Below are 21,800 nucleotides of genomic sequence, written 5' to 3'. Positions count from 1 at the left end.
TATTTCCGGTTAAAGACCGTTATCATGAAAGAGTACGTCTAGTTTTTTAGACTGAAAATATGGGTGGTAACACGAAGACTTCGTCCCTTTTATAGGGAGGAGTCTTTTTTTATTGCCAAAAAAGAGAGGAAAAAGGATATGAAAACAAAAGAAACATTACACTTAGGTAAAACAGGTTTTCCAATGCGTGGGAACTTACCTAACAGAGAAGTAGAGTGGCAAAAAGGTTGGGAAGAAAATAATATTTATGAGCGTCGTCAAGAGTTAAACGAAGGTAAACCGACATTTGTTTTACATGATGGACCTCCCTATGCTAACGGAAATATCCATTTAGGACATGCTTTAAACAAAATCAGTAAAGACATTATTGTGCGTTCTAAATCAATGGCAGGTTTTAGAGCTCCTTACGTACCTGGTTGGGATACTCATGGTCTACCAATCGAGCAAGTTCTTACAAATAAAGGTGTTAAGCGTAAAGAAATGTCACGTGCAGAATACCTTAAAAAATGTGAAGAGTATGCTTTAACACAAGTAGATACTCAAAGAGAAGATTTTAAACGTTTAGGTATTGCTGGCGAGTGGGATAACCCATATGTCACTTTAACTCCTGATTACGAAGCAGCTCAAATTCGTGTTTTTGGTAAAATGGCTGAAAAAGGTTATATCTATAAAGGTCTAAAACCAATTTACTGGTCACCATCTAGTGAGTCATCATTAGCTGAGGCTGAGATTGAATATAAAGATGTTAAATCAGCATCTATTTATGTTGCTTTTAAAGTAAAGGATGGAAAAGGTAAGTTAGCTGATGATGTTAACTTTGTTATCTGGACAACAACTCCTTGGACGTTACCTGCTAACTTGGCAATTACTGTTAATGCGACTTTTGATTACGTTACTGTTTTAGTGGATGGTAAAAAATATGTTGTAGCTAAAGAATTACTTGAAACTGTATCAAATGCAATTGGTTGGGAAAATCCAGAAATCATTGAAGAATACAAAGGTGATGTGTTAGAAGGTATGACTGCACAACATCCATTCTACGACCGTGAATCTCAATTAATTTTAGGAGATCATGTTACTTTAGATGCTGGTACTGGTTTAGTCCACACAGCACCTGGACACGGGGAAGATGACTACATTGTTTCTCGTAAATATGGAATCGAAGTTATCTCACCTGTTGATAATCGTGGTTGCTTTACAGAAGAAGCTCCAGGATTTGAAGGAGTATTCTATGACAAAGCTAACCCAATGATTACTGAATTACTTGAAGAAAAAGGAGCGCTATTAAAATTAGACTTCTTTACACATAGTTATCCACATGATTGGAGAACTAAAAAACCAGTTATTTTCCGTGCAACACCACAATGGTTTGCTTCAATCGATAAATTTAGAGATAATATTTTAACTGAAATTGAAAAAGTAGATTGGATTATTCCTTGGGGTAAAACACGCCTTTACAATATGGTTCGTGACCGTGGGGATTGGGTAATTTCTCGTCAACGTGCATGGGGTGTACCATTACCAATTTTCTACGCTGAAAATGAAGAAGCAATCATTACACCAGAAACAATTGAGTATATTGCTAATTTATTTGCTGAACATGGTTCAAGAGTTTGGTATGAACGTGAAGCTAAAGATTTATTACCAGAAGGATTTACTCACCCAGGTAGTCCAAATGGCGAATTTACAAAAGAAACTGATATTATGGACGTATGGTTTGACTCAGGTTCTTCTCATGAAGCTGTTTTAAGAGGACGTGAGAACTTAACATTCCCAGCTGATTTATACTTAGAAGGTTCTGACCAATACCGTGGTTGGTTTAACTCAAGTATTACAACAAGTGTGGCTATTAACGGAGTATCTCCATATAAAGCTGTTATTTCTCAAGGATTTACATTAGACCCTCAAGGCCGTAAACAAAGTAAATCATTAGGAAACACAATTGAACCTGGTAAAGTAACTAATCAATTAGGTGCTGATATCTTACGTCTGTGGGTAGCTAGTGTGGATTATGAATCAGATGTTCGTGTGGATATGAATACATTAAACTCAATTGCTGAAGTTTACCGTAAAATCCGTAACACTATGCGTTTCTTATTAGCTAACACATCAGATTTTGATGCTAAAAAAGATGCAGTAGCTTATGAAGATTTACGTTCTGTGGATAAATATTTAATGGTTCGCTTAAATCAAGAAATTAAAACAATTAGAGAAAAAGGATATGACAGTTATTCATTCTCAACTGTGTATAAGAGCTTAGTCAATTTCTGTAACAATGAATTATCTTCATTCTACTTAGACTTTGCTAAAGATGTGGTTTATATCGAAGCTGAAAATAACTATGACCGTCGTGCTATGCAAACTGTTTTCTATGAAGTATTAGTGGCATTAACTAAATTAATGACACCAATCTTACCACATACAGCTGAAGAGATTTGGGAATACTTACAAGAAGAAGAAGAGTATGTGCAATTAGCTGAATTACCTGGTTACACAACTTATGCTGACCAAGATGATATTTTAGAATTATGGAATAACTTCATGCCATTAAGAGACAATGTTCTTAAAGCTCTTGAAGAAGCTCGTAATGAAAAATTAATTGGGAAATCATTTGAAGCAAAAGTAACTCTTTATCCAAATGAAGCAACAAAAGTTTTATTTGAAGCATTAAATGCTAATTTAGAACAAGTTTTAATTGTTTCAGGCTTAGAAATTGCTCCTGTAGGAACTGAAGTACCTGAAAAAGCTTTATCATTTGAGTCAATGGCTGTTTTAGTTGAAAAAGCAACAGGTGAAACATGTCAACGTTGTCGCGCTGTTAAAGAAGATGTAGGTAGTCATGAAAAATTATCTAACCTATGCCACCGCTGTGCAACAATTGTAGAAGAAAACTTCCCAGAAGCTTTAGTAGAAGGTTTAGAATAAGATACCAAACAGAAGTTAATCGTCTGATTAGCTTCTGTTTTTTTTAAGTTTGATTGTAAAAATTGCAAATGATTTGCATTAAGTCGAAAAATAAGGGATGATTAGTAGATAGAGTTAAAAAAATAAGGAGATGTTAGAATGATCGAATTTCAGAATGTTACCAAAATTTATAAGGGTAATAAGAAAGCTGTATCAGACATCTCATTATCCTTTGACGATAGTGAGTTTATTTGTTTTATTGGTACAAGTGGAAGTGGGAAGACAACTGCCATGAGAATGATTAATCGAATGATTGAGCCGTCATCAGGTAATATTTTAATTGATGGCAAAAATATTCGAGATATTAACCCTGTTGAATTAAGACGTAGTGTAGGATATGTTATTCAAAATATTGGTTTACTTCCTCATATGACAATCAGGGACAATATCACCTTAGTGCCTAAGTTATTAAAATGGCCAGAACAAGAGCGCAAAGAAATTGCTGAGCAGATGATTCGTTTAGTAGAGTTACCTGTTGATATGTTAGACAGATATCCACATGAACTCTCAGGTGGACAACAACAGCGAATCGGAGTTGTCAGAGCTTTAGCAGCTGACCAAAATATTGTTTTGATGGATGAGCCTTTTGGTGCACTAGATCCAATTACAAGGGATGCCTTGCAAGACTTTGTAAAAGAACTTCAAGAAAAAATGGGTAAAACTATTGTGTTTGTTACTCATGATATGGACGAGGCGTTAAAATTAGCTACTAAAATTGTGATTATGAGTCACGGTAAAGTAGTTCAGTGTGACACGCCAGAAAATATTTTGAAAAACCCAGCTAATGAATTTGTCCGTGAACTAATCGGTGAAGAAAGACTTATTCACAGCCAGCAAGATTACATTACAGTTGGTGAAGTTGTTAATCAACAAGCTATTTCTATTACTCCGGATAAATCTGTGTCAGAAGCCATTCGATTAATGCGTGAAAAACGTGTGGATACGTTACTTGTTGTGGATAAACAAAATGTATTACGAGGTTTTATTGATGTTGAGATGATTAATAATCAACGAGGTAGAACAACGATTGTCGGAGATATATTAAATTCAGATGTATTCTTTATTCGTGATACGGCACTTTTACGTAATGCGATTCAAAAAATTCTGAAACGAGGATTAAAATATGTCCCTGTTGTGGATAAAGATAAAAAATTAATCGGGATTATTACTCGTTCTTCTTTAGTTGATATGGTGTATGAAACAATTTGGGGAGAAGAGGATCCACTTGCAGCAACAGCTGTTGAGTCCCCTGTTTTAGAACAGGAGGAGTTATAAGATGGAACAATTCTTACAAGAATACGGTAATGATTTAGTCGTAAAAACGACAGAACATTTATATATTTCTTTTGTGGCATTATTCTTAGGAATTTTAGTAGCAGTTCCTCTAGGAATAGCCTTAACTCGTACTAAAAAAACAGCCAACATTGTGATTGGCTTTGCTAGTTTACTTCAAACAATTCCCTCTCTAGCTTTATTAACCATGTTTATTCCATTATTTGGTGTAGGGAAAACAACGGCCATTGTGGCATTGTTTATTTATTCCTTGTTACCAATTTTAAGAAACACGTACTTAGGTGTGAAGAAAGTTGATAGTAATTTAGTTGATGCAGCAAAAGGAATGGGCATGACTAATTTAGAATTAATTCGTATGGTTGAATTACCACTTGCTATGCCTACAATTATGCGTGGTATTCGCTTAGGCGCTATTTATGTGATAGCCTGGGCTACACTTGCCTCATACATTGGTGGTGGTGGTTTAGGAGATTTAATTTTTGGTGGCTTGAATCTGTATAAACCAGCCTTAATTATAGGTGGTACGTTGCCAGTTATTGTCTTAGCTCTATTAAGTGACTTTTTATTAGGGTTAGTTGAGAAGAAGTTATCCCCAAGTCAGAAAGGGGAGACCTCATTATGAAAAAGAAACAATCAATACTGTTAATAAGTTTAGCTAGTTTAGTATTTATCCTCAGTGCCTGTGGATTTCCAGGATTAGGAAGTTCCAGTCGAAATAGTGACCGAATAGCTATTGGTTCTATGGCAACAAGTGAGAACCAGATTTTAGCCAATATGGTCAAACAAATGATTGAATATTACACAGATGAAGAAGTCGTAATGATTAATAATCTAGGGACCAGCACAGTAGCTCATAACGCTATGGTTAATAAAGATATCAATATTTCTGCTGGTAGATACACAGGAACAGACCTTAGTGGGACTCTTAATTTACCTCCAGAAAAAGAACCAGATAAAGCTTTTGAAATTGTTAGTGAAGAGTTTAAAAAACGTTACAATCAAGAGTGGTTACCTTCTTATGGATTTGCTAATACCTATGCTTTTATGGTTTCTAAATCAACAGCAGAAAAATATGATTTAGAAAAAATCAGTGATTTAAAAGAAGTAGCCGGGCAATTAACAGCTGGTGTAGATACGTCTTGGATGAATAGAGATGGAGATGGGTATAAAGCTTTCTCTGATGAGTATAATGTTGATTTTGGAAAAGTGTATCCTATGCAAATTGGTTTAGTTTATGATGCTGTTGCTGCTGGGAAAATGGATGTAGTCTTAGGTTATTCAACAGATGGCCGAATCTCTAGTTATGATTTAGTTGTTTTAGAAGATGATTTAAAATTTTTCCCGCCATATGATGCAAGTATTGTTATGAGTGAAGAGTTAATTAAGTCTAAACCTGAATTAAAACCGATTTTGGAAAAACTATCTGGAAAAGTTGATACTGAAACGATGCAGCGTTTAAATTTTGAAGCAGATAATAATCTCTTAGAACCAGAAAACGTCGCAAAACAATTTTTAAGAGAGAATAAATTTTTTGAGGAGGAGAGTAAGTAATGGAGAACATGAATGTTTTTGAGCAGTTTATTTACTATCTTCAACAAAATAGTGGGTATGTTTTAACACAATTTATCCGTCATTTCTTGATTTCAGCCTATGGTGTGCTTTTTGCAGCGATTATCGGAATTCCGATTGGGATTTTTATTTCAAGAAGAAAAAATTTAGCTGGTTGGGTAATTGGTGCAGCCAACGTGATCCAAACTATTCCTTCACTAGCTATGGTTTCAATTTTAATGTTAGGCTTAGGTTTAGGTGTTAACACAGTGATTGTGACAGTCTTTCTGTATTCACTACTACCATTATTTCTAATACCTATACAGGCATGAGACAAGTTGATGAAGATATTTTAGATGCAGGAAAAGGAATGGGAATGACAAAATTCCAACGATTGTATTTGATTGAATTGCCTTTATCAGTTTCAGTGATTATGGCAGGTCTTAGAAATGCTTTAGTGGTGGCAATTGGTATTACTGCTATTGGTTCATTTGTTGGTGCAGGTGGCCTTGGAGATATTATTATTAGAGGAACTAATGCCACAGATGGAACAGCGATTATTTTAGTTGGGGCATTACCAACAGCTTTAATGGCAATTATTACTGACTGGTTACTTGGGCTAGTGGAGAAAAAATTAGACCCAAGTTCTAAAGTTGGAAATAAAGAAGTACTAGAAAAAGGATAAAGAATATAAAAAATAGAGCTGTCAGTTTATCTGACAGCTCTGTTTTTATTAAACGTTGTAATAGAAGTAACTTTTATCTCTATTTTAAAAGTCCTTGTTCTTTGTACCAAGTATCAGGATGCCAAATCCACTGACGATTTTCTTTGGCAAGTAAATTAAAGGCACAATCTGGTCCCATTGAACCTGCAGAGTAGTTAGGGAAATCAACGTCACCTTTATCCCAAGTTTCTCTAATAATATCAACAATCTTCCAAGAGTTAGCTACTTCATCCCAGTGAGTGAAGTTTGTTGCGTCCCCTTTTAAGCAGTCTAAAATTAATTTTTCATAGGCTTCTGGACTGTTGTATAAGTTTTCTTGAGAATGACGATAATCAAGTTTTACAGGATCAATGTTAAAACCGTCGCCCATTTCTTTTCCATTTAGAGTTAATGAAAAACCTTCTGTTGGTTGAATGTAAATAGTTAAGACATTTTCTGGTAATTGGCTATTTAAGTCATTGTTTTCTCTAAAGACATTAATAGGTGTTGACTTAAAGACAATATTAATACGCGTTCCTTTTTCAGTCATACGTTTTCCAGTACGAACATAGAAAGGTACGCCAGACCATCTAAAGTTATCAATCATAAATTTACCAGCAAGAAATGTTTCTGTTTGCGAATCAGGACTCACACCAGGTTCATCTTTATAGCTAACAAATGTCTGATCACCTAATTCACCCACTCCGTATTGACCACGAACAAAGTTTTCTTTTACTTCTTCCTCATTGTAAATACGAATTGATTTTAAAGCATTAATTTTTTCAGTTCGAATCGCTTCTTCTGAAAAGACTGTAGGTGGTTCCATAGCAAGTAAAGCAACTACTTGTAAAATATGGTTTTGAAGCATATCTTTTAGAGCGCCACTTTGGTCATAATAACCACCACGCTCCTCAACACCAACAGACTCAGCTAAAGTAACTTGGATATTATCAATGTATTTATGATTCCAAAGAGACTCAAAAATATTGTTTCCAAAACGAACAGCAGAAATATTTTGAATCATTTCTTTTCCAAGGTAGTGGTCGATACGGAAAATCTGTTCTTCATTAAAGCTTCCAGCAATGGCATCATTTAATTCACGTGCAGTGTTATAATCTGTTCCAAATGGTTTTTCAATGATTAAACGGTTAAAGCCTTTTTCAGTCATAATATTTTCTGATTTAATATGTTTAGAAATAGTACCAAAGAAACGTGGTGCCATTGCTAAGTAGAATAAACGGTTTCCATCTAAATCATAAGTTTCATCTAAAGAATCCGCTAATTTACCTAATAATTGATATTCACTCGTGTTATCAACATTATGTGCTTGATAGTAAAAATGACTTGTAAACTCAGTTAGTTCTTCTTGTGTTGGATTTAGTGAAGCAATAGATTCTGCAACAACTTCTCTAAAATGTTCGTTTGACCATTCACGTCTAGCAGTTCCAATGACAGCGAAATGCTTACGAATATTTCCTTTTTTAAATAGTCTAAACAAAGAAGGATAAAGTTTTCTTTTGGCTAAATCGCCAGTGCCTCCAAATATAATAAATAATGCTTTATTTTCTTGTACCATAGCAGATCCTACTTTCCTAACAATAATGAAATGTCCTTGAATAATATTCATTATATATTCTACTTGTAAAGTCCACACAAAGCAATTATTTCGAGTGCTTTTCAAATTTTTTCAGTAAAGAATTTAGAAAAAATCAAAGAAGTGGGATATAATTAAACAACTGACGTTAGAAAAAGTAAAATTAGGGCAAAAGGTTGCTATAAAAGTATATTCTACTGAAAAAAAAGATAAATTTTGAAGATTTTTGTAAGTAAATATAAATAAAATCTTATATATTTCTTGAAAACAGACACTGTTGTCACAACCTTTTTTCTGATATGCTAGACTAAATAATAAAAAAAGGGGATAGTTCCTGTGGCAAAACAATATTCAGAAATACATCAAATTCCGTACTATGAGTGCGATCGAACTCAGTATTTAAAAATTTCAACATTAGTAAAAATGCTTATCAAAATCTCAGGAGCTCAAAGTGAAAGTTTAGGAGTAAGTGATGAATACATGGCTTCCCTTGGCCTTGGTTGGATAATTTTACAACATGATATTGACATTAAAAGACTACCTAAGGCTCACGAAACAATTAAACTAACAACTGAAGCTGAAAGTTATAATAAATTTTTCTGCTACCGTCATTTTTGGGTTCATGACGAAGAAGGCAACGAGTGTGCTTTTATGAGTACCACTTTTGCTATTATGGATTTACATGAGAGAAAAATGGGAAGTGTAGACGAAGCTATTATTGCACCCTTTGAATCAGAAAAAATTAAACGCATTAAACGCGGTGAAAAAATTCTACCTGTAACAGAAATTAATCAAGAAAAAACTTATGGCGTTCGTTACTTTGATATTGATTTGAATCAACATGTTAATAATGCTGTTTACCTTGATTGGATTTTAGATGCCTTAGAAGGTGAGTTTTTAGAAAGTCACAATCCTGAGAAAATTGCCATTAAATTTAATAAAGAGGTTCTTTACGGACATGACGTGACAAGTGGTTACCAATTAGTAGATGGGAACACTACCTATCATTCAATTACCTCAAAAAATGAAGTAAGTGCTGAAGCTAATATTAAATGGGTAAAAAAAGATTAAGATTTAACTTTTGAATACTAGATATTAAGAAAACACTTGCAAAATAGTAGGGATAAGAGTATTTTAATAAAAAGTTAAACTGATTTTCTCGGGAGGAAAAAAGTATGAAATATTTTAATAAATCGTCTAAATTAGACTATGTTAGCTATGATGTTCGTGGACCAGTGTTAGAAGAAGCAGACCGTATGGTAAAGCGCGGGATTGACATCATTAAGCTAAACACCGGAAATCCAGCAGCTTTTGATTTTAAAGCACCTAATGAAATTATTCATGATTTAATTACAAATGCTAGAGAATCAGAAGGTTATTCAGATTCAAAAGGAATTTTTTCAGCTAGAAAAGCGATTCAACAATATTGCCAACTTAAAGGATTTCCAAATGTAGGAATTGACGATATTTATACAGGAAATGGTGTTAGTGAGTTAATCTCTATGTCAATGCAAGGATTAATTGATAATGGAGATGAAATTTTAGTTCCCATGCCTGATTATCCACTTTGGACAGCATCTATTACCTTAGCTGGTGGAAATGCAGTTCATTATGTGTGTGATGAAGAAGCTGAATGGTACCCTGATATGGCGGATATTAAAAGTAAAATCACAAGTCGAACAAAAGCGATTGTTTTAATTAATCCAAATAACCCAACTGGGGCTTTATATCCAAAAGAAGTTTTAGAAGAGATTGTAAAAATTGCTCGTGAGCACCAATTAATTATTTATTCAGATGAAATTTATGACCGTTTAGTGATGGATGGATTAGAGCATGTTTCAATCGCAACTTTAGCACCTGATTTATGTGTTGTGACTTTTAATGGGTTATCAAAATCACATCGCGTAGCTGGATTTAGATGTGGTTGGATGGTTATTAGTGGTGAGAAAAGACATGTTCAAGGGTATATTGAAGGCTTAAATATGTTAGCTTCAATGCGTTTATGTTCTAATGTATTATCGCAACAAATTATTCAAACAGCTCTTGGCGGTTACCAAAGTGTAGATGAGCTGTTACTTCCTGGTGGGCGAATTTATGAGCAACGTGAGTTTATCTACAATGCTTTAAATGATATTCCAGGGATAACAGCTAAAAAACCAAAAGCAGCTTTTTATATATTCCCTAAAATAGATACTAAAAAATTCAACATTCGTGATGATGAACAGTTTGTATTAGATTTTCTCCATGAAAAACATGTGTTACTAGTTCATGGGAGAGGTTTTAATATGATGACACCTGATCATTTTAGAATTGTGTATTTACCGAAAATGGATCAGTTAGAAACAACTACTAAAGGTTTAGCAGATTTTCTTTCAACTTATAAACAGAAGTAATGAACTAACTCTGTGAAAGTGAATAATAAAACCGCCAAGATTTAAATATCTTGGCGGTTTTATTTTAATGTTATTAAGCTGAAACACTTTTTTTACTAACGACTAATCGTCCTAAATATTTGTCTTTAATTTCCATTGAAGGATTTATAACACTGATAAGAACAGAGTTTTCGTACTCTTTTTCAATAGTGCCTTCAAATTGTGTTCCTTCCCAATCGAAAGTAACGGTGCTATTAAGTTCCAAATGTAATGCTCCTATCTAAATGTAATGTGTCATAAAAAATTATTAATAGTCTTAATAATGGACTTATTATAGCACAGAAAGTGTATAAAAAAAGTCTTTTATTTTAAAAAAAGCTAATATATCTTATATAGTGTTTTATAAAGGGTTATTGAAGCCGCTTTTATTTTATGTATAGACCATTCCTTGACGAATTTTCAATTTAGTGATAGGTTAAAGGTAAATTTAAAAAGAAAGAAGTTTTGTCGATGAAAACAGTCATTTATGCAGAAAAATTTTTCTTAACAAGTGGAATAGAAGGACCAGGTTATTTAGACATTACTAATGGTGTCTTTGGTAAAATTACGAAAGAAAAACCAAGTGATGTATCAGAAGTTATTGATTACACTGGCAAATGGATTGCACCAGGTTTAGTAGATACTCATATTCATGGTTTCAAAAACAATGATGTAATGGATAATAATGCAGAAGGTATTAAACAAATGTCAGAAGACTTATTATCTTGCGGGGTAACGTCATTCTTACCAACTACATTAACATCAAGTCGTGAGCAACTAACAGCTGTTGCTAAAACAATTGGTGAAGTTTATCAAGATGTTAAGGGAGCGAAAATTCAAGGGATTTACTTTGAAGGACCTTTCTTTACAGAAGAGTACAAAGGAGCACAAAATCCTGGATATTTCTCAGATCCAGATATTAATGTGTTTAATGAATGGCAAGAAGTTTCAGGTGGGATTATTAAAAAAATCGCTTTAGCACCTGAGCGTGAAGGTGTTTCTGAGTTTGTAAAAGAAGTGACAGATAATGGTGTTGTTGTAGCACTTGGCCATAGTAATGCAACTCTTGATGAGGCAGCTGAAGCTGTTGAATGTGGAGCTAGCATTTTTGTACACGCATTTAACGGTATGCGCGGCTTAAATCACCGTGAACCAGGAATGGTTGGAGCAGCTATGAATTTAAAACATGTTTTCTCTGAATTAATTTGTGACGGTCATCATGTACACCCTGATGCTGCTCAAATCTTAATGGAAAAAGCAGGGCACGAGCATGTGGCATTAATTACTGACTGTATGATGGCAGGTGGAATGCCTGATGGAAACTATATGTTAGGTGAATTCCCAGTAGTTGTAAAAGACGGAACTGCTAGAATGGAAGAAGGAAACTTAGCAGGAAGTATTTTACGTCTAAAAGAAGCTGTGAAAAACGTAGTTGAGTGGGGAATTGCCACACCAGAAGAGGCTATTATGATGGCAACTTATGTACCAGCAGTTAGCTGTAAAATGGAAGATGTCTGTGGTAGCATTACTCGCGGACGTGCAGCTGACTTTATCGTTTTATCAGATAAATTAGATTTAGAAGCAACATATCTAGACGGTAAGTGCCGTTATCAAGTACAATAAAAGAAGCAACTAGGTTGGCCTAATTGGTCAACCTTTTTTTACTAAGAGGAGGATTATAACCATGTATCAAGAAAGAGTCAATCAAGTATTAAGTAAAATGAAAACACTAAATCAAACGCAATTAGTCGTGTCTGATCCAATGACTATTTATTATTTAACAGGAAAAATGATTGATCCAGGTGAAAGGCTTGTTGCTTTAATTTTTAAAGCAAATGGAGAACATGTGGCTGTTATTAATCGCTTATTCCCAGTTTTAGAATCAGAAATTAATATGCCGATTGTAGCAGTTGATGATACTGATGAGGGTAAAGGAATTGCTATCTTAGCTAATCAATTAAATTATGAAGAAAAAATTGGAATTGATAAATATTGGACAGCAGAGTTTTTACTTGGGTTAATGAAACAAGTTGGAAAAGGTTATAGTCATTATTTCTTTAGTTCAGATATTACAGATGAGATTCGTGGAATCAAATCAACTGAAGAAATTAACTTAATGAAAGATGTTTCTAAAGATAACGATACAGCCATTGGTTTACTAGCCGACTTAATTCCTTTAGGTTTAACAGAAGTTGAGATGGCAGAACGGTTAGGTGATATTTATGAAGATCTTGGAAATTCAGGTTTTTCATTTGATCCAATCGTAGCTTACGGGGCTAATGGAGCTGATCCTCATCATATGAATGATGAATCAACAGTCAAAAAAGGTGACAGTATTATTTTAGATATTGGTGGCGTTAAAAATGGCTACTGCTCAGATATGACAAGAACATTTTTCTATCAAGAAGTACCAGATAAAAGTCGTGAAGTCTATGAAACAGTTCTTGAAGCCAATAAGCGTGCTATTGCTAAAGTTAAACCAGGTGTGACTTTTGCAGAAATAGATGCAGCAGCTCGTGATTATATTACTGAAAAAGGTTACGGAGAATACTTTACTCATCGTACAGGCCATTTTATTGGGATGGAATGCCACGAAGCAGGGGATGTATCAGCGATTAACCATAAAAAAGTTCAACCAGGTATGATTTTTTCAATCGAACCAGGTATTTATGTACCAGGTGAAGTTGGCGTTAGAATTGAAGACTTAGTTGTTGCAACGGAAGAGGGTTGTGAATTATTAAATCATTATCCAAAAGAGTTAACAGTTTTAGGATAATGATAAAAGACGCATAGCATGAAATTATGCTATGCGTCTTTTGCTTATTCTTTGATTAATAAAACTTCTTCATCTGAAAAAAGATGTAAATTAATTTTTTCACTGTACTTTTCTTTAATTGTTTCTACAGCATCATTTAAATATTTATTTCCAACGTGAGGAAGTGGATAGACATCAATTATGTTAAATCCTGTGTAATCCGTCAATTCAGGGCCTTGGGTAATATCATCCATTTCTTTGATGTATTCTATATTAGGAGACATAATAATCGTGCCAGCAGACTCACCAATGTAGACTTTCCCTTGATTGACATGATTAATAATTAATTGATCCACACCACTTTTTTTAAGCTCTTGCATTAAGTAAAATGTATTACCACCTGCTATGTAAATATAGTCACACTCTTCAATATCACTTTTAATAGATGGTGCAAATAAATCACCAGAGATAACTGTTAAACCTAAGTCTTCAAAAGCAATACGAGCTTTATCAACATAGCTTTTACGTTCTTCTGTGTGGCTAGCAGTATCAATAAAAACGACTGATTTATTTGTTAATTCTTCTCCCACAAAATCAGGTAATAATTGGTATGTATCAGCAAAACTTGAAGCTAAAAATAGTTTTTTCATTGTTTTTTCTCCTTTTAATCAAGTGCTAGTATGTTAGTTGGAAGAGTTTTTTCTTCAAATTCTATTAAAAGCTTCCAAATTGGTAAGTCGAATGATTCTGAATCAGCTTTATTTAAAGAGGAAGGAATAATTAAAGAAGTGTCACCTTGACTCAGTAGATAGTCATTATCTATTGTTTTAGCAATCACTTCAAAATTTTCTAAATCTTCTTTGCTCCAAAGAGTGTCATCAGCTAAAAAATCAATATTAGTGAATAATACTTCTTTCATCCTATCATTTAAATTAAATAGTAAGTACTCATTGATATCAGTAATATTATTATTTTTTAGAGTATCTAAAAAATCTGAAGTTGTTTGAAACGCTTGTTGTGCAACTAATTCATCTATTGTCATAAGAGTTCCACCTTACTTTTTATTTTCAATAGTAACGCTAAAATTAATCATGTCAGAGTGTAAACTTTTACCTTCCATTAAAACAGCTGTTGGCATACCAATGTCTCCCTCATAAATTGGAGTCACACGGTAACGAATAGTTTCCCCGTCATCAGCAGCTTTTCGTACCATATTTTCATATTTTGTCATGAAAGGCGTGTTAACTGGATTTTGATATAAAGTTACTAAGTTTTTCAAATCTTCCCCAGTACCTCCAAGCTGCTTACCAATTAAATGACCACGTGAATGATTATGAGGATCTAAACCTGAAATAAAGCCAGGTGGTCTAATCTCTTGAGAAGCTCCTGTTCCTGTACCTACCATTTTAGGAGTGATTAAAGCATTAGCTGCTGTTGGGCGACCTAGAGAATCTAGTTCTCCGTAATGAATCCATCCCTTTTTATTATCCTTTAATTCTTCTTTGGTAAAAGTTGCCGCACCATGTTCTATAGGGCCAGGATTATCTCCAGTCTGACTTTTGGGTGCTTCTTTTGTTTCAATTTTAGTTTCTGTTCCAAGAAGAAAATCTAAAATTTCAGGAAATTGCATTCCTGAAAAGGCTAAGCCTAAAACAACTATTAAACCGATTAGGGCAGTTGCAGGATTAAATTTATTTTGTGGTTGACGCTTTTTTGCCATATGAACCTCCTAAGAATTTACTACGATTCTATTATACGTGATAAAGAAGAGTAGAACAAGAGTTCGATTTAAAAGGAATCTTGTCTTTATGTTAGAATTCACAAAAAAGTACATTTCTTTTGTTATAATGGAGGAGATAATGGAAAATAAGAGAGGTGTCATGATGAGCTTTGTAGAAGTGAAGGATGTTTATAAAAGATATTACATGGGAGATAACGTGATAGTTGCTAATAACGGCGTTTCTTTTTCTATTGAAGAAGGGGAGTTTGTCGTGATATTAGGGCCTAGTGGTGCTGGTAAATCAACAGTATTAAATATTCTAGGTGGTATGGATAGTTGTGATGAGGGTGAAATTATTGTTGATGGTGTTGATATTGCTAAGCACACCAATAAACAATTAACAACCTATAGAAGACTTGATGTAGGTTTCGTATTTCAATTTTACAATCTAGTTCCCAATTTAACTGCCAGAGAAAATGTGGAGTTAGCCTCACAAGTATCAAAACAAGCATTAGATGTCGATGAGGTTTTAGAGATGGTCAATTTAAGTCACCGTGTTAAAAACTTCCCAGCCCAACTTTCAGGAGGAGAGCAGCAACGTGTGGCTATAGCTCGTGCTTTAGCTAAAAATCCTAAATTATTATTATGTGACGAACCAACAGGAGCTCTAGATTTTGAAACAGGAAAACAAGTGTTAAAAATTTTAGAAGATACATGTCGCAAATACAAAACAACAGTAATTGTTATTACTCACAACTCAGAAATTGCTAAAATGGCTGACAGAGTCATTCGCATTAATGATGCTAAAGTTAGAAGTATGGATTTAAATCCAAGCCCAATTCCTGTTGATGAAATTGAATGGTAGGAGGTTTTTAAGTGAATAAAAAAGCACTCAGAAAATCAAATACGCGGGAAATTTTTGAGTCAAAAGCAAGATTTCTATCTATTTTATTAATTATTTTTTTAGGTGTTTGTTTTTATGCAGGAATTAAAGCAACTGGACCTGACATGATTAATACAGCGGATACTTATTACAAAAAACAACAACTAATGGACACAAAAGTTGTTTCAACATATGGTTTAGAGGATAAAGACCTGAAGCTAATTAAAGATAACAAGAATGTTAAACAAGCAGAAGGTAGTTATACAATAGATGTTGTCGAAAAGAAAGAAAATTTAGTTTTTAGATTAATGTCTTATGATGTGGATAACAAAAATAGATTAAATAATCCTGTTTTAGTTGAAGGTAGTTTACCGAAAAAAAGTGGTGAGATTGCTTTAGATAACCGAGCTACTGAACTTAAAAAGTATAAAATCGGAGATAAAATTACTTTAGATGATGAAGATAATTTAAGTCAAAGTGAATACACTATTGTTGGGATTGTAAAAAGTCCATTATATATTGACCAAGTTTCAAGAGGTAATACAACCGTTGGAAAAGGATCAATTGATTTATTTGGATTAGTCCCAGAGTCAGACATTAAAATGGATGTTTGGACGGAAATTTATATCTCTTATAAAAACACAAAAGATGAAGTTAGTTATACATCTAACTACGAAAATAAAGTCGAGAAAAATCAAAAAGCATTAGAGAACGAGCTGGATTCACGAATTACTGAAAGATATGACAAAATCCAAGCAGGTGGTCAAAAATCAATTTCAGAAGCTAGTGACAAAATAGCTAATGGTGAAAAAGAATTAATAAGTGCTAGAGATGCTATTGAGCAAGGAAAAAAAGAACTAGCAACTCAAAAAGATAGCTTAACTTTAGCAGAATCTATGGGGCAACCTATCCCAGAAGAAATGAAGGCACAATTAGTTTCTGCGGAAAATAATTTAAATGAGCAAGATGAAAAGCTTAAAACAGAAGAAGAAAAATTAGCTAAAAGTAAGGCAGATTTGAAAGAAAAAGAAGATGAGTTAAAAGAGTTGGCTAAACCTGAGTATATGTACAGGGATAGAAATACAAATCCTGCTTATAGTGAATACAAAGATAATGCAGACCGTATTTCATCAATTGCAACAGTCTTTCCAGTCTTTTTCTTCATGATTGCAGCCCTAATTTGTTTAACTACGATGACACGGATGGTTGATGAAAAACGTGGTGAGATTGGAACGCTAAAAGCATTAGGTTATAGTAATTTTGAGATAGCTCAAAAATTTATTATTTATGCTACATTAGCCAGTATTATTGGGAGTTTATTAGGATTAGTAGTTGGGTTTAATGTATTCCCAACAGTTATTTTTAATGCGTATGGCTCACTATATAATTTGCCTTCAGTTATTATTACCTACTATACAAGTTACTCGCTTCAATCAGTTGCTGTGGCTCTTGTTTGTACTTTAGTATCAGCAATGGTGGTTTTACGTGTAGACTTACTTAGTACGCCAGCAGTTTTAATGCGTCCGAAAGCACCAAAACCAGGAAAACGAATTTTACTTGAAAAAATACCATTTATTTGGTCAAAACTTAATTTTAATCAAAAAGTAACAGCTAGAAACCTTTTTAGATACAAACAAAGAATGTTAATGACTGTTTTAGGAATTGCTGGTTGTATGGCGATGATTATTACTGGATTTGGTTTAAAAGATTCGATTGGTGATATTGTCGATTTACAGTTTTCTAAAATTTGGCAATATGATGCAACTGTGACTTATAATCCTGATGCTACGGACGAAGAAAGCCAGAACTATTTGAAAGTTAGAGATGACTTAAAAGAAGTATCTAATCATTTAGGTTTGTCACAAAAAACAGTGGAAGTAACTAAAAAAGGTTACACCAAGCAAGAAGTAGTTATTGATACGCCAAAAGACACTGAAAGCTTTAAAGATTTTATTGTTTTTAAAAACCGAAAAACTGACGAGAAATATGAGTTAGATGATACAGGAGTCATAATTAATGAAAAATTAGCTAACCTATTTGATGTTGAATCTGGTGATTTGATAACAATCAAAACAGCTGATGATGAAATTAAAGACTTAAAAGTCAAAGCAATCAGCGAAAATTATGCTATGCATTTTATTTACATGACACCAAAATTCTATGAAGAAACATTTGGTAAAGCACCTGAATACAACGTTGATTTATTGAAATTCAAAAAGAAATTAACTGAATCAGAGGAAGAAAAACTAGCAGAAACATTAATGGATACTAAAAAAGCTATTAATGTTAGCTTTACGAGTCAAATTGGAAAAGCTATGGATGACACAATGGGTAGTTTAAATATTGTGGTCTGGGTGTTAATCATTTCAGCAGCAATGCTTGCCTTTATTGTACTTTATAACCTAACCAATATTAATATTTCTGAAAGAATTAGAGAGTTATCAACGATTAAAGTATTAGGTTTTTATGACAAAGAAGTGACGATGTATGTCTATAGAGAAAATAATATTTTAACTCTTCTTGGTATTTTGTTAGGATGTGTGTTAGGAAAATTACTGCACGGATTTGTTATTAAAACAGCTGAGGTGGATTTAATGATGTTCCCACCAGATATTCACTTTATTAGTTATGTCTACTCAGCTATATTAACATTACTATTTTCAACTGTTGTGATGTTTGTTATGCATAGAAGGCTTAGAAAAGTCGATATGATTGAAGCGTTAAAATCAACTGAATAAAAAAGAATTTGAGATATAAATTTTTATTTATGTCTCAAATTCTTTTTAGTTTATGATAATAATTGATTTAATTTTTTTGCTTGTTGTTTGTTTTCGTGTTTTGAGTAAAAGTAAAAGGCAATGATATGTCCTATTAACGTTAATAAAGTAACTAGCCAAATATAGGGAGTAATTAAAGAAAACATTTCAGTTGAAAATAAGTAAACGCCTAAAAGACCACATAAAAGATTTATAATTGTACTCAAAATAATATTAGTCGTAGCACCAGTTGTAGCATATTTCCAAAAATAAGGATAAACAAGACCAAAAGTAATACCAAATAAAAGTCCAATCCCGATGATATGCCATAAAAAGTTAAAAGGAACTGTTTTATTATAAAAGATTAGACTAGCTAAAAATGAAAACCATAAAATACTTCCTAAAGTTGTTTGAATAAAGTTTTGTTTTAATTGTTTGTACATAATAATCTCTCCTTAATTGTTTTTGCGTAATGCCTGCTAACCAAATAGTGTTGATTTGTTTTGGTAATTAATTCTAAACGAGCATGTTTTTCAGTTTGAAAAAGTTTTATCTCTTTGAGGTTAATCAATGTTGATTGATTAATTTGATACAAGCCGTTATCTTCTAAATAGTTAAGTTCTTTTAAACGATTATTTAGAAAAAAGAACTCGTTTTCTATTGTTAGAACTTTTGTTAAATGTCCTAAAGAAGTGATAGCTTCTATTTGACTGATTGGTATTAATTGTTTGCGGTTATTACTTGGATGAGTCACAAGTAGTGTTTTTTCTTGCTCTAAGCTTGCCTTTAATTTTAATAATTGTTCTTTATTGTGTGGGTGACTGATCAGGTCGACCTCGTCAATAGCTTTTTCATTATTCCAATGGAAGTTTATTTTCATGAATGTTCCGCCTCCTTACACACAGAATAGCAAGATTTCAAATAGATGAGTAGTAAAATTTAGTTAGTTGCAAAAAAGTTATCTTTAGTTGCAAACAAGACTTATTTATACAATCTTGTTTAAAAATTTTGATAAAAAACTTTCTTTGGTGGAATCATTCTAAGTCTTGTCTGATTTTACTAGGTCTTAAGACGGATTCTACCGAAATTGCTATTATTTTGTGTTTAATATTGGTAAAATAAGAGGTAGGTAGTAAGAAAAGAGGTGAGGGGTTTTGATAGCAGGTTATCCATTAGATACTATTTATTTGTATGTTTTAATAGGATGTACTGTCATTTCAATCTTTTTATTTATTTTTGGAGATATTTTTGATTTTGACGGACCGATTGACCCAATGTTAATTATTCCGTGGCTCGCTTTTACGTCTTTAATCGGTATTGTAGGAGAAAAGTTCTTTGATTTAAGTAGCTTAGTTGTGTTCTTAATTAGTGGAGGATTATCCACAATTATTGTGTTCTTAATGAATTTTTACATCCTAGTGCCTCTTCGAAATTCAGAGTCTAGTATTTCTGTGTCTGAAAGAGATTTTGAAGGAAGAAAAGCAACCGTTATCACACCGATTCCTCTAAAAGGAATGGGCGAAATTAAAATATCAAGTGTCACAGGTAGTATCACTAGACCAGCAACCTATTATGAACCACAAGAAAAAGAAGTTGCTGCAGGTGGGGAGGTCTTAATCATCGAGATTAAAGACCGTATTTGTTACGTCGTACCGTATCATGAAAATTTCATTTAAAAGGAGAGAGTAAGAATGGGAGTTTTATTAGTACCTTTTGTTTTAGTCGGGATTATTTTATTAATGTTGTTAGTGGTATTTGTTTCTAAATATCAAACAGCTAAACCTGATGAGGCTTTAATTATAAGTGGGAGTTATTTAGGAACAAAAAATGTTCATAAGGATGACTCTGGAAATAAATTAAAAATTGTTCGTGGTGGAGGAGCTTTTGTTTTACCAGTCTTCCAGCGTTCGAATCGTTTAAGTTTACTTTCAAGTAAATTAGATGTATCTACACCTGAAGTTTATACTGAACAAGGTGTACCAGTAATGGCTGATGGAACATCAATTATTAAAATCGGTTCTTCTGTTGAAGAAATTGCAACAGCAGCTGAGCAGTTTTTAGGCAAAACGCGTGAAGAGTTAGAAAACGAAGCTCGTGAAGTTTTAGAAGGTCATTTACGTTCGATTTTAGGATCAATGACTGTAGAAGAAATTTACCAAAACCGTGATAAATTTAGTCAAAGTGTGCAAGAAGTAGCCAGTGTTGACTTAGCAAAAATGGGACTTATTATTGTATCATTTACTATTAAAGATGTAAGAGATAAAAATGGTTACTTAGATTCATTAGGTAAACCACGTATTGCTCAAGTAAAACGTGATGCTGAAATCGCTGAGGCGGAAGCATTAAAAGAAACTCGTATTAAAAAAGCTCAAGCTGAAAAAGAATCTCAAGAAGCTGAACTTGGTCGTCAAACTGAGATTGCTGAAGCAACTAAAGAAAAAGAATTAAAACTAGCTGCTTATAAAGAAGAGCAAGATATTGCAAAAGCCAAAGCTGACCAAGCCTATAACTTGGAAAGCGCAGTAGCTCAACAAAAAGTTGTGGCTCAAGAGATGGAAGTAAAAGTTATTGAGCGTCAAAAACAAATTGAGTTAGAAGAAAAAGAAATTACTCGTCGTGAGAAACAATACGATTCAGAAGTTAAGAAAAAAGCCGATGCGGATCGTTATGCTAAAGAGCAAGAAGCTTTAGCGATGAAAGCAAAAGAAGTAGCAGAAGCAGAAGCAGAAAAATTCCGTGTGGAAGCTATGGCTGAAGCCAACGCTGCTCAAGTTCGTATGGATGGACAAGCTAAAGCCGATGCCATTTTAGCTCAAGGTCAAGCTCAAGCTGAAGCGAAAGAAAAAATTGCAGAAGCATTCAAACAATACGGTGAAGCTGCTGTCTTAAGTATGGTACTTGATATGTTACCAGACCTTGTTAAAGAAGCTTCTCAACCACTTGGAAATATTGAAAAAATCACTGTTGTGGATACAGGACAAGGTGGTAAAGATAGTGGAGCTAACAAAATTACTAACTATGCAACCAACCTTTTAGCTTCTTCTCAAGAAACACTTAAAGAAACAACCGGCTTAGATGTGAAAGATTTATTAGAAAGCTTTGCATCCAAAGGCTCAAAAAATGTTGTTAACTTTACAGAACATCAAGATAATTAATTAGTTATAAAACCTGTG

General features: G+C 33.4%; 19 protein-coding genes and 1 pseudogene. 13 read left to right on the top strand and 7 right to left on the bottom strand.

The features are described from left to right. Window positions 1-138 precede the first annotated feature (138 nt). From ileS to DFR54_RS07030, 5 genes and pseudogenes are all read left to right on the top strand, one after another. Window positions 139-2,925 carry an isoleucine--tRNA ligase gene (gene ileS, locus DFR54_RS07050; protein ID WP_114289628.1) on the top strand — a complete coding sequence of 929 codons (2,787 nt, stop codon included), beginning with the start codon at window positions 139-141 and terminating at the stop codon, window positions 2,923-2,925. A 138-nt stretch (window positions 2,926-3,063) separates the two neighbouring features. After that, window positions 3,064-4,239: a betaine/proline/choline family ABC transporter ATP-binding protein gene (locus DFR54_RS07045; RefSeq protein WP_086341263.1), complete on the top strand. Its 1,176-nt coding sequence runs from the start codon at window positions 3,064-3,066 to the stop codon at window positions 4,237-4,239. Between the two features lies 1 nt (window position 4,240). Then, on the top strand, window positions 4,241-4,879 hold the full coding sequence (locus tag DFR54_RS07040) for an ABC transporter permease (protein ID WP_114289627.1): 639 nt from the start codon (window positions 4,241-4,243) through the stop codon (window positions 4,877-4,879). Further along, complete coding sequence (locus DFR54_RS07035) at window positions 4,876-5,808, top strand: osmoprotectant ABC transporter substrate-binding protein (protein ID WP_114289626.1); 933 nt, start codon at window positions 4,876-4,878, stop codon at window positions 5,806-5,808. Before DFR54_RS07040 ends, DFR54_RS07035 begins: the two co-directional genes overlap by 4 nt. Next, window positions 5,808-6,490 (top strand): annotated as a pseudogene (locus tag DFR54_RS07030) (ABC transporter permease). The gene DFR54_RS07035 and the pseudogene DFR54_RS07030 overlap by 1 nt, the downstream one beginning before the upstream one ends. 79 nt (window positions 6,491-6,569) lie before the next feature. Here the strand turns inward: DFR54_RS07030 and zwf are convergent. Next, on the bottom strand, window positions 6,570-8,084 hold the full coding sequence (gene zwf / locus DFR54_RS07025) for a glucose-6-phosphate dehydrogenase (RefSeq protein WP_114289646.1): 1,515 nt from the start codon (window positions 8,082-8,084) through the stop codon (window positions 6,570-6,572). Window positions 8,085-8,438: 354 nt separating this feature from the next. On the opposite strand from zwf, the gene DFR54_RS07020 reads away from it, so the two are divergent. After that, window positions 8,439-9,173, top strand: coding sequence for an acyl-[acyl-carrier-protein] thioesterase (locus DFR54_RS07020; protein WP_114289625.1), 735 nt, complete (start codon window positions 8,439-8,441; stop codon window positions 9,171-9,173). Between the two features lie 104 nt (window positions 9,174-9,277). After that, window positions 9,278-10,495: a pyridoxal phosphate-dependent aminotransferase gene (locus DFR54_RS07015; protein WP_086341268.1), complete on the top strand. Its 1,218-nt coding sequence runs from the start codon at window positions 9,278-9,280 to the stop codon at window positions 10,493-10,495. Between the two features lie 73 nt (window positions 10,496-10,568). Here the strand turns inward: DFR54_RS07015 and DFR54_RS07010 are convergent, their stop codons facing one another. After that, window positions 10,569-10,739 carry a DUF2187 domain-containing protein gene (locus tag DFR54_RS07010; RefSeq protein ID WP_086341269.1) on the bottom strand — a complete coding sequence of 57 codons (171 nt, stop codon included), beginning with the start codon at window positions 10,737-10,739 and terminating at the stop codon, window positions 10,569-10,571. A 245-nt stretch (window positions 10,740-10,984) separates the two neighbouring features. Between DFR54_RS07010 and nagA the strand changes: the two genes are divergently transcribed. Further along, window positions 10,985-12,136: an N-acetylglucosamine-6-phosphate deacetylase gene (gene nagA / locus DFR54_RS07005; protein WP_114289624.1), complete on the top strand. Its 1,152-nt coding sequence runs from the start codon at window positions 10,985-10,987 to the stop codon at window positions 12,134-12,136. Window positions 12,137-12,197: 61 nt separating this feature from the next. After that, window positions 12,198-13,289: a M24 family metallopeptidase gene (locus DFR54_RS07000; RefSeq protein ID WP_114289623.1), complete on the top strand. Its 1,092-nt coding sequence runs from the start codon at window positions 12,198-12,200 to the stop codon at window positions 13,287-13,289. Between the two features lie 44 nt (window positions 13,290-13,333). Here DFR54_RS07000 and DFR54_RS06995 read toward each other — a convergent pair whose 3' ends face one another. The 3 genes from DFR54_RS06995 to DFR54_RS06985 are packed head-to-tail and all read right to left on the bottom strand — an operon-like array spanning window position 13,334 to window position 14,988. Beyond that, window positions 13,334-13,918 carry a Type 1 glutamine amidotransferase-like domain-containing protein gene (locus DFR54_RS06995; protein WP_114289622.1) on the bottom strand — a complete coding sequence of 195 codons (585 nt, stop codon included), beginning with the start codon at window positions 13,916-13,918 and terminating at the stop codon, window positions 13,334-13,336. Window positions 13,919-13,932: 14 nt separating this feature from the next. Further along, window positions 13,933-14,310 (bottom strand): hypothetical protein, encoded by a 378-nt coding sequence (locus DFR54_RS06990; protein ID WP_114289621.1) that lies wholly within the window; start codon window positions 14,308-14,310, stop codon window positions 13,933-13,935. A 12-nt stretch (window positions 14,311-14,322) separates the two neighbouring features. Beyond that, a complete protein-coding gene (locus DFR54_RS06985) occupies window positions 14,323-14,988 on the bottom strand; it encodes a DNA/RNA non-specific endonuclease (protein ID WP_114289620.1) in 666 nt (221 codons plus the stop codon). Window positions 14,989-15,151: 163 nt separating this feature from the next. Between DFR54_RS06985 and DFR54_RS06980 the strand changes: the two genes are divergently transcribed. Next, window positions 15,152-15,853 carry an ABC transporter ATP-binding protein gene (locus DFR54_RS06980; RefSeq protein ID WP_114289645.1) on the top strand — a complete coding sequence of 234 codons (702 nt, stop codon included), beginning with the start codon at window positions 15,152-15,154 and terminating at the stop codon, window positions 15,851-15,853. 11 nt (window positions 15,854-15,864) lie between these two features. After that, window positions 15,865-18,609, top strand: a complete 2,745-nt coding sequence (locus tag DFR54_RS06975) for an ABC transporter permease (RefSeq protein WP_114289619.1) — start codon at window positions 15,865-15,867, stop codon at window positions 18,607-18,609. A 50-nt stretch (window positions 18,610-18,659) separates the two neighbouring features. Here DFR54_RS06975 and DFR54_RS06970 read toward each other — a convergent pair whose 3' ends face one another. Then, window positions 18,660-19,070 carry a hypothetical protein gene (locus tag DFR54_RS06970; protein WP_086341278.1) on the bottom strand — a complete coding sequence of 137 codons (411 nt, stop codon included), beginning with the start codon at window positions 19,068-19,070 and terminating at the stop codon, window positions 18,660-18,662. After that, window positions 19,055-19,507 carry a LytTR family DNA-binding domain-containing protein gene (locus tag DFR54_RS06965; protein ID WP_114289618.1) on the bottom strand — a complete coding sequence of 151 codons (453 nt, stop codon included), beginning with the start codon at window positions 19,505-19,507 and terminating at the stop codon, window positions 19,055-19,057. The genes DFR54_RS06970 and DFR54_RS06965 overlap by 16 nt, the downstream gene beginning before the upstream one ends. Window positions 19,508-19,781: 274 nt before the next feature. Between DFR54_RS06965 and DFR54_RS06960 the strand changes: the two genes are divergently transcribed. Further along, the gene (locus tag DFR54_RS06960) at window positions 19,782-20,303 is read left to right on the top strand and encodes an NfeD family membrane protein (RefSeq protein ID WP_114289617.1); all 522 of its coding nucleotides are present in this window, start codon (window positions 19,782-19,784) and stop codon (window positions 20,301-20,303) included. 15 nt (window positions 20,304-20,318) lie between these two features. Next, a complete protein-coding gene (floT, locus tag DFR54_RS06955) occupies window positions 20,319-21,782 on the top strand; it encodes a flotillin lipid rafts scaffold protein FloT (protein ID WP_114289616.1) in 1,464 nt (487 codons plus the stop codon). The last annotated feature ends 18 nt before the right edge of the window (window positions 21,783-21,800 follow it).

It is taken from the genome of Vagococcus fluvialis, from assembly GCF_003337315.1.
In the GTDB taxonomy this organism is placed as follows: domain Bacteria; phylum Bacillota; class Bacilli; order Lactobacillales; family Vagococcaceae; genus Vagococcus; species Vagococcus fluvialis.
This window is presented reverse-complemented; position numbering and strand designations above follow the sequence as displayed.